Origin of the sequence: Hymenobacter psychrotolerans DSM 18569 (genome assembly GCF_900142395.1) — a bacterium.
In the GTDB taxonomy this organism is placed as follows: Bacteria; Bacteroidota; Bacteroidia; order Cytophagales; family Hymenobacteraceae; genus Hymenobacter; species Hymenobacter psychrotolerans.
Map to the genome: position 1 here is coordinate 304,564 of NZ_FRAS01000001.1, position 14,092 is coordinate 318,655.

At 61.7% G+C, this 14,092-nt stretch carries 12 protein-coding genes; 11 read left to right on the forward strand and 1 reads right to left on the reverse strand.

All coding sequences use genetic code 11. The features are described from left to right. Positions 1–63 precede the first annotated feature (63 nt). The 6 genes from BUE15_RS01245 to BUE15_RS01270 all read left to right on the forward strand — a co-directional run bounded on the left by BUE15_RS01245 (position 64) and on the right by BUE15_RS01270 (position 8,915). Positions 64–1,713: a TldD/PmbA family protein gene (locus BUE15_RS01245; RefSeq protein ID WP_073280870.1), complete on the forward strand. Its 1,650-nt coding sequence runs from the start codon at positions 64–66 to the stop codon at positions 1,711–1,713. 96 nt (positions 1,714–1,809) lie between these two features. Continuing rightward, positions 1,810–3,144: a TldD/PmbA family protein gene (locus BUE15_RS01250; protein WP_073280871.1), complete on the forward strand. Its 1,335-nt coding sequence runs from the start codon at positions 1,810–1,812 to the stop codon at positions 3,142–3,144. A 119-nt stretch (positions 3,145–3,263) separates the two neighbouring features. After that, a complete protein-coding gene (locus tag BUE15_RS01255; protein WP_073280872.1) occupies positions 3,264–4,916 on the forward strand; it encodes a TldD/PmbA family protein in 1,653 nt (550 codons plus the stop codon). A gap of 192 nt (positions 4,917–5,108) precedes the next feature. Next, positions 5,109–6,755: a TldD/PmbA family protein gene (locus BUE15_RS01260; RefSeq protein ID WP_073280873.1), complete on the forward strand. Its 1,647-nt coding sequence runs from the start codon at positions 5,109–5,111 to the stop codon at positions 6,753–6,755. An 81-nt stretch (positions 6,756–6,836) separates the two neighbouring features. Then, the gene (locus tag BUE15_RS01265) at positions 6,837–8,162 is read left to right on the forward strand and encodes a TldD/PmbA family protein (protein ID WP_073280874.1); all 1,326 of its coding nucleotides are present in this window, start codon (positions 6,837–6,839) and stop codon (positions 8,160–8,162) included. Between the two features lie 96 nt (positions 8,163–8,258). Then, entirely contained in the window at positions 8,259–8,915 is a 657-nt protein-coding gene (locus BUE15_RS01270) for a hypothetical protein (protein WP_073280875.1), read from the forward strand. Between the two features lie 77 nt (positions 8,916–8,992). Here the strand turns inward: BUE15_RS01270 and BUE15_RS01275 are convergent, their stop codons facing one another. Beyond that, a complete protein-coding gene (locus tag BUE15_RS01275; protein WP_073280876.1) occupies positions 8,993–9,625 on the reverse strand; it encodes a porin family protein in 633 nt (210 codons plus the stop codon). Between the two features lie 197 nt (positions 9,626–9,822). Between BUE15_RS01275 and BUE15_RS01280 the strand changes: the two genes are divergently transcribed. The 5 genes from BUE15_RS01280 to BUE15_RS01300 all read left to right on the forward strand — a co-directional run bounded on the left by BUE15_RS01280 (position 9,823) and on the right by BUE15_RS01300 (position 13,921). Then, on the forward strand, positions 9,823–10,446 hold the full coding sequence (locus tag BUE15_RS01280) for a DUF4159 domain-containing protein (RefSeq protein ID WP_073280877.1): 624 nt from the start codon (positions 9,823–9,825) through the stop codon (positions 10,444–10,446). 35 nt (positions 10,447–10,481) lie between these two features. Further along, positions 10,482–11,459: an AAA family ATPase gene (locus tag BUE15_RS01285; protein ID WP_073280878.1), complete on the forward strand. Its 978-nt coding sequence runs from the start codon at positions 10,482–10,484 to the stop codon at positions 11,457–11,459. A 153-nt stretch (positions 11,460–11,612) separates the two neighbouring features. After that, positions 11,613–12,485, forward strand: a complete 873-nt coding sequence (locus tag BUE15_RS01290) for a DUF58 domain-containing protein (protein WP_073280879.1) — start codon at positions 11,613–11,615, stop codon at positions 12,483–12,485. Positions 12,486–12,836: 351 nt separating this feature from the next. Next, a complete protein-coding gene (locus BUE15_RS01295) occupies positions 12,837–13,376 on the forward strand; it encodes a Riean_0653 family protein (protein WP_073280880.1) in 540 nt (179 codons plus the stop codon). Positions 13,377–13,411: 35 nt separating this feature from the next. Next, a complete protein-coding gene (locus BUE15_RS01300) occupies positions 13,412–13,921 on the forward strand; it encodes a hypothetical protein (RefSeq protein WP_073280881.1) in 510 nt (169 codons plus the stop codon). Positions 13,922–14,092 lie beyond the last annotated feature (171 nt).

The window sequence follows — 14,092 nt, forward strand, 5'->3', positions numbered from 1 at the left end:
AATAGGCGCTATTCTGCCTAAACTACCTCTCCGTTCCAACTCCATCACCAAACTTCTATTCTTTTGAAACGACGCGAATTTGTGGGCCTGACCGGCCTGGCAACCGGCGCCCTGTTCCTGCCCTCTATCCCGGGGCTGGCCAGCTCGCCCGTAGACCCGGCCCGCCTGCTGGAAGCCGTGGACCCCGCCATCAAGAAGCGCCTGGCCGATGCCGCCCTGAACGCCGCCAAGTCGGCGGGCGCTACCTACGCCGACGTGCGCATCGGGCGCTACCTCAACCAGAGCATCTTTACCCGCGAAAAGCAGGTGCAGAACATTGCCAGCGGTGAAAGCTATGGCGCGGGCGTGCGGGTTATTGCCAACGGCACCTGGGGCTTTGCGGCTACTAATACCGTAACGGAGGCCGGCATGGCCAAGGCCGCGCAGCTGGCCGTACAGATTGCCAAGGCCAACGCCAAAGTGCAGAAAGAGCAGGTGAAACTGGCTCCGCAAAAGGGCTACGGCGAGGTGTCGTGGAAAACCCCGATTGAGAAAAACGCCTTTGAGGTGCCGGTGAAGGAGAAAGTAGACCTGCTGCTGGCCGCCAACGCCAAAGCCCTGGACAACGGCGCTTCCTTCGTGAATTCGGCCCTGTTTCAGATCAACGAGCAGAAGTATTTCGCCAGTACCGACGGCTCCTACATCGACCAGGACATTCACCGCATCTGGCCCACGTTCAGTGCCACGGCCATCGACCGGAGCACGGGCAAATTCCGCACCCGCGACGGGCTGAGCGCGCCCATGGGCCTTGGCTACGAGTACATGATGCCTAAAGCCGCCGACAAGATTGCCGGCCCCAGCGGCACCGGCCTGATAGGCTACCGCAACAGCTACGATATTCTGGAAGATGCTGCCCTGGCCGCCAGGCAGGCTAAGGAAAAGCTGACGGCCAAAAGCGTAGTGCCGGGCAAATACGACCTGGTGCTCGACCCCAACCACCTGGGCCTGACCATCCACGAAACCATCGGGCACGCTACCGAGCTGGACCGCGTGCTGGGCTACGAAGCCAACTACGCCGGTACCAGCTTCGCCACGCTCGACTGGAAAGCCAAGAACGCGCCCTACGGCTCCAAGCTCGTGAACATCGTGGCCGACAAAACGCAGACAGGCAGCCTCGGCGCGGTGGGCTACGATGACGAAGGGGTGAAAACCGGAGAGTGGGACATCATCAAGGACGGCAAGCTGGTGGACTACCAGAAAACCCGCGACCAGGCCCACATCGTGAATCAGGACCACTCCGATGGCTGCTCGTACTCGCAGTCGTGGCGGGATGTGCAGTTCCAGCGCATGGCCAACATCAGCCTTCGCCCCGGCAAAGAGAAGCTGAGCGTGGATGAGATGATCAGCAAAGTGGACAAGGGCATCTACATTGCCGGCCGCGGCTCGTTCTCCATCGACCAGCAGCGCTACAACTCCCAGTTCGGCGGCACGGTGTTCTACGCTATTGAGAAAGGCAAAATAGCCGGCATACTCGAAGATGTGGCCTACCAGACCAACACCGTAGAGTTCTGGAACAGCTGCTCGGCCATCTGCGACCAGTCGGATTACCGCCTGTTCGGCTCGTTCTTCGATGGCAAAGGCCAGCCCAGCCAGGTGTCGGCCGTGAGCCACGGCTCCGCCACCACGCGCTTCAACGGCGTCAACGTCATCAATACTGCCCGCAAAATTGGCTAACGCGCCGGCCTGCTCTGCTCCCGTTCTGCCCGGGGTGGCCGGGCAGGCCAGGCGCCCACTTGCCCACTACGTCAATCCAACCTCAGCTCATCAACAATGGCAATTCTTTCCCAGGACGAAGCCCAGGCCATCCTCAAAAAGGTCCTCAGCTTCTCGAAGGCCGACGAGTGTGAAGCCACGCTCAACGGCGAAACCGGCGGCAACGTCCGCTCGGCCCGTAACTCCATCAGCACCAGCGGCGCCGTCGACAACGTAAACCTGACTGTGGAGTCGCGCTTCGGCAAGCGTTCCGGCGTGGCCACCTGCAACGAGTTCGACGACGCCACGCTGCGCCGCTGCGTGCAGCGGGCCGAAGAAATTGCGCGCCTCGCCCCCGAGAGCCCCGAATACATGCCCCTGCTCGGGCCGCAGCAGTACGCCGCCGCACCCCAGTCGTTTGCCAAAAGCACGGCCGGCATCACGCCCGACTACCGCGCCCAGCAGGTGGGAGCCAGCATGAAAATCTGCGACGAGAAAAAGCTGTCATCGGCGGCTTTCCTCAACGATGAGGCCGGATTTGTGGCCAAGCGCAACAGCAAGGGCCTCGAAGCCTATCAGCAGCTCACCAACCTGGAGTTCAGCATTACGGTGCGCACGCCGGACGGCACCGGCTCGGGCTATGCCACCGCCGACTTCAACGACTCCAGCAAGTTCGACGCCGCCGCCCTCACGCGCATTGCGGCCGATAAGGCGGCCATGTCGCGCAATGCCAAGGCCCTGGAGCCCGGCAAATACACCGTTATTCTGGAGCCAGCCGCCCTGGTTGCCAACACCGATGCCTCGCTGCTACAGGCCCTGATGAGCGCTCTGGACGCCCGCAACGCCGACGAAGGCCGCTCGTTCCTGAGCAAGAAGGGCGGCGGCAACAAGAAGGGCGAAAAGCTTTTCGACGAGCGAGTGACCATCTATTCCGACCCAACCATGGTGGACGTGGCCTCGCTGACGTTTTCCGGCGACGGCCGGCCCCAGAAAAAGACCACCTGGATTGAGAAAGGCGTAGTAAAAAACCTCTATACCTCGCGCTTCTGGGCTCAGAAAGCCGGTATTCCGGATTTGCCGCGCCCCAGCGGCTGGGTGATGGAAGGCGGCACGCAAAGCCTGCAGGACATGATTAAGGGCACCGCCAAAGGCATCCTCGTGACGCGCCTGTGGTACATCCGCCCCGTCGATCCGCAGACGCTGCTCTACACCGGCCTGACGCGCGACGGAACGTTCTACATCGAGAACGGCAAGATCAAGCATCCGGTGAAAAACTTCCGCTTCAACGAGTCGCCCATCATCATGCTCAACAACCTGGAAGCCATTGGCAAGCCGGTGCGCGTGGGTGGCAACCTCGTGCCGCCGCTGAAAATCCGGGACTTCACCTTCACGAGCCTTTCCGACGCTGTGTAATTCCGATGAGTGAATGAGGGAATGAAGGAATGAGTGCATGTCGTTCGATCAACAAGAAATCATTCGGCTACTTATTCCTCATTCGCCCATCCACTCATTCCCTCATTCACTCATTGACAATGAAAAGACGTGATTTTGTGGGCCTTACCGGCCTGGCTACCGGTGCCCTGTTCGTGCCCAGCATTCCCGGTTTTGGCGAAGGACTCGCCGTAGACCCGCTCCGCCTGCTGGATGCGGCCGACGACCCGGCCCTGAAGAAGCGCCTGGCCGATGCCGCCCTGAACGCTGCCAAAGCCGCCGGCGCTACCTATACCGACGTGCGCATCGGGCGCTACCTCAACCAGGGCGTTTTCACCCGCGAAAAGCAGGTGCAGAACATCGTCAGCTCCGAGAGCTACGGCGCGGGCGTGCGGGTTATTGCCAACGGTACCTGGGGCTTTGCGGCCACCAACATCGTGACGGAAGCGGGCATGGCCAAAGCCGCGCAGCTGGCCGTGCAGATTGCCAAGGCCAACTCGGTGGTGCAAAAGGAAAAGGTGCAGCTGGCGCCGCAGCAGGGTTTTGGCGAAGTCAGCTGGAAAGCGCCCATTCAGCAGAATGCCTTCATGGTGCCTATCAAAGACAAGGTGGATCTGCTGCTGAATGCCAATGCCAAAGCGCTGGAAAACGGGGCCTCGTTCGTGAATTCGGTGCTGTTTCAGGTGAACGAGCAGAAGTACTTCGCCTCTACCGACGGCTCCTACATCGACCAGGATATTCACCGCATCTGGCCCACGTTTGGCGTAACGGCCATCGACCGGGCTTCGGGCAAGTTCCGCTCCCGCCAGGCGCTGAGCGCCCCGATGGGCCTCGGCTACGAGTACCTCACGCCCAAAGCGGCCGACAAGATTGCCGGTCCGGCCGGCTCTGATGTGGTGGGCTACCGCAATTCCTACGACATGCTCGAGGACATTGTGCGCGCTACCAAGCAGGTGAAGGAAAAGCTGACGGCCAAAAGCGTCGTGCCCGGCAAATACGACCTGGTGCTCGACCCGCATCACCTGGGCCTGACGATTCACGAGTCGGTAGGCCACCCGCTGGAGCTGGACCGCGTGCTGGGCTACGAGGCCAACTACGCCGGTACCAGCTTCGCCACCCTCGACTGGAAAGCCAAAGGCGCGCCCTACGGCTCCAGGCAGGTCAACATCGTGGCCGATAAGCTGCAGCCCGGCTCGCTGGGCGCGGTAGGTTACGACGATGAGGGCGTGAAAACCAAAGAGTGGGACCTGATTAAGGAGGGCAAGCTGGTAGACTACCAGAAAATCCGTGACCAGGCCCACATTGTGGGCCAGAAAGAGTCGGACGGCTGCTGCTACTCGCAGTCGTGGCAGGATGTGCAGTTCCAGCGCATGCCCAACGTGAGCCTACGGCCCAGCGCCACCAAAATGAGCGTGGACGACCTGGTGAAAGGCGTGGAAAAAGGCATCTACATTGCCGGCAACGGTTCCTTCTCCATCGACCAGCAGCGCTATAATTCCCAGTTCGGCGGGCAGGTATTCTACGCCATTGAAAAAGGCAAGATTGCCGGCATGCTCGAAGACGTAGCGTACCAGACCAACACGCTGGAGTTCTGGAACAGCTGCGCCGGCAGCTGCGACGCCTCCGACTACCGGTTTGCGGGCTTCTTCAACGACGGCAAAGGCCAGCCCAGCCAAAGCTCGGCCGTGAGCCACGGCTCCGCCACCACCCGCTTCAATGGCGTCAACGTCATCAATACCGCCCGCAAAATCTAGGCGAAATTGCTGTTCTTCTACCACAACGGCCTGCTGGAATCTGCCCGGCAGGCCGTTGTTTTATCATCCTAATTTCCTAATATTCATCCGCATCGGCCAACCTTTCCGGGTGGTGCGGCATCTGGCAGCCAAGCAGGTTGCCGGCACCGGCGGGCACTCTTCCTTTCCTATCCATTTTCATCTCCCAGCACTTTGAGAAGACGTGATTTTGTGGGGCTTACCGGTCTGGCGGCCGGCAGCCTGTTGCTCCCGAGCCTGCCCGGCATGGGCGGCATCTTTGTGGAGCCTGAGCAGCTGCTCGACACCATCGACCCGGCCCTGAAAAAGCGGCTGGCCGATGCGGCTCTGAACGCCGCCAAAGCGACCGGGGCCAGCTACACCGATGTGCGCATTGGGCGCTACCTCAACCAGTACGTGTTTACGCGCGAAAAGCAGGTGCAGAACATCGTCAGCACGGAAAGCTTTGGAGCGGGCGTGCGGGCTTTGGTAAACGGTGCCTGGGGCTTTGCGGCCACCAATACCGTGACGGAGGCCGGCCTGGCGGAAGCTGCCCGCACGGCCGTGGCCATTGCCAAAGCCAACCAGAAAGTGCAGAAAACGCCGGTGCAGCTGGCCCCGCAGAAAGGCTACGGCGAGGTGTCGTGGAAAACCCCGATTGAAAGAAACTTCTTCGAGGTGCCCGTAAAGGAGAAAGTAGACCTGCTGCTGGCCGCCAACGGCAAAGCCCTGGACAACGGCGCCAGCTACGTCAACTCCGCCCTGTTTCAGGTGAACGAGCAGAAGTATTTCGCCTCTACCGATGGCTCCTACATCGACCAGGATATCCACCGCATCTGGCCCACGTTTGATGTAACGGTCGTAGACCGCACCACGGGCAAGTTCCGCTCGCGCGGCTCCATGGCCTCGCCGATGGGACTGGGCTACGAGTACCTGACGCCCCGCGCCAGTGATAAAATGGCCGGTCCGCAGGGCACCAGTGTCATTGGCTACAAGCAGCGCTACGACATGCTGGAAGATGCTGCCCTGGCCGCCAGGCAGGCCAAGGAAAAACTCACCTGCAAGAGCGTAGTACCCGGCAAATACGACCTGGTGCTCGACCCCTCACACCTGGGCCTGACCATCCATGAAAGCGTGGGCCACCCGCTGGAGCTGGACCGCGTGCTGGGCTATGAAGCCAACTATGCCGGTACCAGCTTCGCCACCCTCGACTGGAAAGCCAAAGGCGCGCCTTACGGCTCCAAGCAGGTCAACATCGTAGCCGATAAGCTGCAGCCCGGCTCGCTGGGCGCGGTAGGTTACGACGACGAAGGCGTGAAGACCAAAGAGTGGGACCTGATTAAGGAAGGCAAGCTGGTAGACTACCAGAAAATCCGCGACCAGGCCCACATCCTCGGCCAGAAAGAGTCGGATGGCTGCTGCTACGCCGACTCGTGGAGCAGCGTGCAGTTCCAGCGCATGCCCAATGTGAGCCTACGGCCCGGCAAAGACAAGCTGAGCGTGGATGAGATGATCAGCAAAGTAGACAAGGGCATCTACATTGCCGGCGAAGGCTCCTACTCCATCGACCAGCAGCGCTATAATTTCCAGTTCGGCGGTAAAGTGTTCTATGCCATCGAAAAAGGCAAGATTGCCGGTATGCTCGAAGACGTAGCCTATCAGGCGAACACCCAGGAGTTCTGGAACAGCTGCGCCGGCAGCTGCGACGCTTCCGACTACCGGTTCCTGGGCACGTTCTTCGATGGCAAGGGCCAGCCCAGCCAGGTGTCGGCCGTGAGCCACGGCTCCAGTACCACGCGCTTCAACGGCGTCAACGTCATCAATACGGCCCGCAAAATTTAAATGCTGATTGCCTCTTGTTGATTGCTATTGCTCAAACACTTATCAATCAACAACTAACAATCACTACACAGCAATCAACATATGGCAATTCTTTCCAAAGATGAAGCGCAGGCTATTCTCAAAAAAGTCCTTGGCTTCTCCACCGCCGACGAGTGCGCCGCCCAGCTTACCGGCAGCACCACCGGCAATATCCGCTACGCCCGCAACGCGGTAAGCACGGCCGGCTCTTCCAGCAACGTGAGCCTGGGGGTGGAAGCCCGCTTCGGCAAACGCTCCGGCGTGGCTACCTGCAACCAGTTTGATGACGCCACGCTGCGCCGCTGCGTGCAGCGGGCCGAGGAAATTGCGCGCCTCGCTCCCGAAGACCCGGAATACGTGCCGATGCTGGGCCCGCAGCAATTCCTGACGCCCATCACCTACGCTGCCAGCACCGCCGCTATCAGCCCCGACTTCCGGGCCCAGGTAGCGGCCGACAGCATTGCGCTGTGCGAAGGCCGCAAGCTCACGGCCGCCGGCTACCTCGAAGATGGCCCCAGCTTCACGGCTATCCGCAACAGCAAGGGGCTGGAAGGCTACCAGCAGCTCACCAACCTCGACTTTTCGGTGACGGTGCGCACGGCCGATGGCACCGGCTCGGGCTACGCCGTGGGCGACTTCACGGACGTAACCAAGTTCGACACCAAGGCCATGACCAAGCGCGCGGCCGACAAAGCCGCCGGCTCGGTGGGCGCCAAGGCCATTGAGCCCGGCAAGTATACCGTGATTCTGGAGCCCGCCGCGCTGGTGTCCGACGAAGGCATTCTGAACCGCCTGATTTATGCGCTGGATGCCCGCAGTGCCGACGAGGGCCGCTCGTTTCTGAGCAAGAAGGGCGGCGGCAATAAGCTGGGCGAGAAGATGTTCGACTCGCGCGTTACTATCTACTCCGACCCGCTGAATACCAGCGCCCCCGGCCGCGTATTCGATGGCGACGGCCTGCCCGTGAAACCCATGACGTGGATAGACAAGGGCGTGATGAAGAATATGTATTACTCCCGTTTCTGGGCCGAAAAGAACAAGAAGCCCGCCACGGCTTTCCCCAGCGGCTTCGTGATGGAAGGCGGCACCCAAAGCGTCGAGGACCTCATCAAGGGCACGGCCAAGGGCATCCTGATTACGCGCCTATGGTACATCCGCGACGTGGACCCGCAGACGCTGCTCGTGACGGGCCTCACGCGCGACGGCACGTTCTACATCGAGAACGGCAAAATCAAGCACCCCATCAAGAACATGCGCTTCAACGAAAGCCCGGTGATTATGCTCAACAACATCGAGGCCATCGGGAAGCCGCAGCGGCTGGGCGGCAACATGGTGCCCCCGCTGAAGGTGCGCGACTTCACGTTCACGAGCCTCTCCGACGCCGTGTAGGCGAGTCGGCTTCCAGATTGTAACTTACGGCTTTCATATGCTCTTTGGGAGCTATGAAAGCCGTTTTCTTGCATTAGTTATTCTCTTTCCACTGTTATGAAGCTTATTTTTTCGGCTGCCCTGCTGCTGGCCACCAGCGTAGCGGCGCAGGCCCAGCAAGCCCCCGCCGACTCGGTGCGGGCCGCCGAAACCAGCAGCCGGAGCGCCTATGCTCCCGGCGAGGTAATGACGCCCGAAGGCAAGCAGGTGAAGGCGTATTTCCCCATCAGCGTGAATGGCTTTGAGAAGAGCATTTCCTACTTCAACACGCACCCCGAAGTGCGGCCGTTTCCGCAGCCGCGCTTCATCAGCGTCGATAAAATCCATAGCATGACCGTGCGGGGCCAGTACTCCGAAACGCTCAAGCTGAACGGCAAAAGCCTGCATATTCTGGCCGCCCGCCTCGTAAATGGCCCGGTGGAGCTGTTCAACTTTGCCGAGGCCAAATCGGTGCCGGTGCCCCTGCCGGTGCCGGGCGCGGTGTTCACGCCCATTGCGGGCATTCCGTACACCAAAAACCACTGGTACCTGCGCCGCAACGGGGAGCTGGCGGAGGTGAAGCGCGGCAAGTTTGAAGAGCAGCTCAGCGAATACCTGAGCACAAAGCCCGAGCTGGCAGCCAGGGTAAAGGCCAAAGCCGAGGGCTACCGCTACCAGGATATGGTGCGCATCATCACGGAATACAACCAGCCTGCCGGCAGCAGCGCCAACTAAGCCGCTTCTGGGTTTCCATTCAACAAAAACGGCCTGCTCACTTTCGTAAGCAGGCCGTTGCATAGCTACGCCAGTCTCTACTCGCTGCCGAAGCGGATGCCGACGTAGCCCTGAATCACGCGGTTTTTGAGGCGCGGGTCGTTGGCACCGTTCAGGTCGTCCACGTCGTTGATGTTGTTGAGGCCGGCCGTGTAGCGCGCGCCCAGAATCAGGTTGCCGACTTCGATGCCCGCACCGGCGGCCAGGGCAAAATCGGTTTTCTTGTAGTTGCTGTCGGCTGAGCGGTCTACGGGGCCGTAGCCGTCGGCGGCGCTGATGCGCAGCGTACCGTCTTCGCGGGCGCCCAGCAACACGCCGAACTGGGGGCCGGCTTCGGCAAACACGGGGCCCACTTTCACGCGGGCCAGCACGGGCACATTGAGGTAGTGCAGCTTGGTGTCGTAGTTGGCCAGCGCCGAGCGGAACTGGGAGCCCTGCAGCGAGTAAAGCACCTCCGGCTGAACCGACAGCGGCCCAATGACCGGCAGCCGCACGAAAATGCCGGCGTGATACGTCGTTTTGTAGCGCGTGTCCATGTCGATGTTCTGGCCATCGAGCACCGCCCCGTTGATGCCGGCCTTGATGCCAATCTGCGCCTGCGCGTGGCCGGCCGCCAGGAGCAGCAGCAGCGCGAAAAAGAGTCTTATCGTCTTCATAGTGAGGGTGGCCATGAGGTGAGTGTACTGGCTGCTAACGAAAAACCCCGGGTTGCCGATACAGTATTTCCATCTAACTTTTTACTGTTCAACCGGATAGAAATCCTTGGGCACAGTTTTTTGGACCGATGCGGCCCTAGAAGCCACCTTGCACCGCCGGGCGCGTCTGTTGCAGTGCGTCGTTTTCCCGTTTTCTGTCCGTACTTCCGCTCATGCCCGCTCCTTTCACCTTCGTGCGCCTGCAATACCGCTCCGGCGACTGGGACGGCGTGGACGAGCGGATGCCCACCAACCTGCTGCACTCCCTGATTCAGTACACCAAAATTCCGGTGAACCAGAAGGAGAAAGTAGTGGCCCTGGACTCGGAAGAGCTGTTTCGCTACCCGTTCTGCTACCTTTCAGGGCACAAGCTGGTGCAGTTTTCGGCCGCCGAGAAAAAGAACTTCACGCAGTATGTGCGCAACGGCGGCTTCGTGTTCGTCGATGACTGCAACCACGACATCGACGGGCTGTTTGCGCGCTCCTTCGAGGAGCAGATGCGGCAGTGTTTCGGGGCGGGCGCGCTGAAGAAGATAGCCAAGACGCACGCCATCTACTCGCAGTTTTTCAAGTTTCCGGATGGGCCGCCGCCCACCAGCTTCGAGCTCAACGGCTGGGGCGACGACCTGGTGCACGACTACCTGAAGGGCATCGAAATCAACGGCCGGCTGGGCGTGCTCTACTCCAACAAGGACTACGGCTGCGAGTGGGACTACGACTTCCGCAACAAACGCTTTCTGGCCGAAGACAACACCAAATTCGGCGTCAACATCCTGCTCTACGCCCTCACGGCCTAACTCTCCCGATCCGGCTGCGCCCGACTACCGACTATATGACCGAACAAGACGTTACCCGCCTGCTCGCCAAGCTGCCGCCGCTGCGCCAGGAAATTGCCAAAATCATTGTGGGGCAGGAAGCCGTGCTCGATGAGGTGCTGGTGGCGCTGCTGGCCGGTGGCCACGCGCTGCTGGAAGGCGTGCCGGGCCTGGCCAAAACCCTGCTCGTGCGCACCCTCGCCCAGGCCACCGACCTGCCCTTCCGCCGCATCCAGTTCACGCCCGACCTGATGCCCACCGACATTCTGGGCACCGAGATTCTGGAAGAAGACCACGGCACCGGCCGCCGCTCGTTCAAGTTCAACCCCGGCCCCATCTTCGCCAGCCTGGTGCTGGCCGACGAAATCAACCGGACGCCGCCCAAGACCCAGGCGGCGCTGCTGGAAGCCATGCAGGAAGGCCACGTGACCTACGCCGGCCAGGAGCACGCGCTGCCCAAGCCGTTCTTTCTGCTGGCCACCCAAAACCCCATCGAGCAGAGCGGCACCTACCCGCTGCCCGAAGCCCAGCTCGACCGGTTTCTGCTCTACATCCGCATCGGCTACCCCACCGAGCAGGAGGAGCTGGCGGTGCTGAGCGGCACTACCGGCACCGCGCGGCCCGAAGTACGGCCCGTGCTGGCCGGCGAAGACGTGCGGCAGTTGCAACAGCTGGTACGGCAGGTGAGCCTGAGCCCCGAGTTGCTCCGCTTCGTGAACCGGCTGGTGCGGGCCACGCGCCCGGCCACGTCGGAGGTGCCCTTCATCCGGGACTACGGCCGCTGGGGCGCCGGCCCGCGCGCCGGGCAGGCCCTGATTCTATGCGCTAAAGCCCGCGCGCTGCTGCAGGGCCGGTTCGCGGCCACCCTCGACGATATCCGGGCGCTGGCCCCGGCCGTGCTGCGCCACCGCGTGCTGCTCAACTTCAACGCCGAAGCCGAAAACCTCACCTCCGACGATGCCGTAGCCGCGCTGCTGAAGGCCGTTGTTGTATAGAGCTGAGAAAGTAGAGCCAAGAACTTAGACCTGAAACTCTCCCACCTCATGAGGCGAGTTACACTGAGTTTTTCCACATTTTTCACACATGAGCCTTAGGCGTGAGTTGCGCCCTTTTCTAAGCTCTAAGTTCTTGTTTCTCTGTTCTAACCCATGCTCACGCCCGAACACCTGCACGCCCTACAGAACCTGCCGCTGGCGGCGCGGCAGGCAGCCGAAGGCTTTCTGCACGGCCAGCACCTGAGCCGCCGCAAAGGCGCGGGCATGGAGTTCAGCCAGTACCGCCCCTACCAGCCCGGCGACGACCTGCGCCGCCTCGACTGGCGCCTGGCCGCCCGCTCCGATAGGTACTACCTGCGCGAATCGGAGGTGGATACGAGCCTGACCGTGCACCTCGTGCTGGATGCCACGGCCAGCATGAACCACCCCGACGACAACGGCCTCACCAAGCTCGATTATGCCCGGCTGCTGCTGGCGGCACTGGCCTACCTGGCCACCCAGCAGGGCGACGCCGTGGGCCTCACCATTCTGCACCCGGCCGGCCTGCGCCACCTGCCGCCCCGCGCCGATGCCCGCCAGCTGCCCCGCCTCTACCACGCCCTCGAAACGGCCGAGGCGGCCGGCACTTTCCCGTCGGCCGAAGTGCTGGCCCCGCTCACGGCCCGCCGCCAGCGCGCCCTCACTATCTGCGTGAGTGATATGTATGAATCAGGAACCGAAATTGAGGGCTTGCTGACGCGGCTGCGGGCCACCTCCGGCGAGGTGCTGCTGCTGCATTTGATGGCCCGCAACGAGCTGGAGTTCAGCTTCCGCGGGGCCGTGACGTTTGAGGACCTGGAAACCGGCCGCCGCCTGCAGCTCAACGCCGACCAGCAGCGCGCCGCCTGGCAGCAGCAGCTACAGGAGTGGCTGCGCGACACCGCCCGCCAGGCCCGCCGCCACGGCTTCGACTACCACCAGCTCAGCACCGCCGCACCCTTCACCCAGGCCCTGCGCGAGTTCCTGCGCCGCCGCGTGGCGGGGTGACGGATTGGTGGGGCCGTGGAGTTGTGGATTGGTGGAGTAATCTGTCATCCTGAGCCTGCGAAGGACCTTATCCCGCCCGCCCGATATCCAGGCGCAGTCCACATGGTACGAGACTTCTCTGTGCTCACCGCAACCCACTCAGGATGAAAAGCTAGCCTCTCCAGCTGCTGCCCGGCTTCCTGTTGCAAAAGCCTATATCGGCGTATTGCAATCCTCTCCGGTTCTGCTACCTTACCAGCACTTTCCGCCCCGCTTCCCCTACCACCGCCTATTGCCCCTGCTACACTGCCCCGGCCTCTGCTGGCCCGGCCGTGGCATGGGCTTTTTTGTTGCCGATACTACCTATTCCTTATGCGCAAACTATTCCTGTATGCCGCCCTGCTGCTGCTCACGCAGTGCTCCAAATGTAAGAACGACGACCCCAGCCCGCTGGAGCGGTTGCCACCCGCCACCCAGACCGGAGCCAACACCTTCGGCTGCCTCGTCAACGGCCAGCCCTGGACGCCGCAGGGAAACGATGGCACCGCTAACTATACCGTGTCCTACGACCGGTTCCCTGACGGAGGCATTCTTAACATCAGCACGTACAAAATCTACGGCCAAGGTGCTACCGACTTTCAAACCCTCTCCCTATGGGCCAAGCAGATTACGGGGATTGGCTCATTTTCCTTTCTGAATACAAGTTCAGCTATAGCCAGATTTGGCGATGTAAAAACGAATTGTATTTGGCGAAGTGCTGACAACACCACCACTTACCGGCGCGGCACGCTCACCATTACCAAGTTGGACCTGACGGCCGGCATCATCTCCGGCACCTTCGACTTCACGCTCTACAAGCCCGGCTGCGACTCCATCCGCGTCACCCACGGCCGCTTCGACAAGAAACTGTAACAGCGCTTTTCCTTTCACCAATTCCCACTTTCCCCATGAAACAAGGCAACCGCATTTCCGCCGCCATCAAGCCCGCCGACAAAACGGCCTTTATCCAAACCCTGAAGGAGCTCAGCGGCCGGCTCGACTTCCTGATTACGCTACAGCCCGAAGAGAGCCAGAGCCTGCGCAAGATTGGTATCGACGGGGTGCCCTACGCCCTGGCCGGCCGCGACGCTGTGCGCGCCAGCCTCGACTTCACCCGCCGCTCTTTCGATTTGGATGAGTACGAGCAGGACGTGACCCTGTTTCAGGACCTGGGCGAAATCCTGGCCGTGCTCAACCCGCTGCGCCAGCGGCTGGAAGATACGTACCGCCTCGTCGGGGCCGATGTGATGGTGACGGCCGACGACATCTACGAAGACCTGCGCAACGACAACGGCGAAACCGCCGCCGTGCAGGCTCCCCTGCAGCAGATGCGCAAGCGCTACCAGTACCGCAACGGCGCGGCGGCTAAAGCCACCAAAGCCACCAAGCCTACTACCCCGAACCCGGACGCGGCGTAAGTTTCCGCTCCCCTTGCGGGCCGCAAACCGCCCCCGTTCGGCTCCGTGCCGGGCGGGGGCCTCTTTGTGCCGCCCAGGGCCGGTGCGGCAGCGGGAGCCCGCGACGAAAAGGCGCGACCCTGCGGTAAGGTGCCGCGAAGTCGCGGCCCGGAGCCGCGAGCTGGCGGCTTT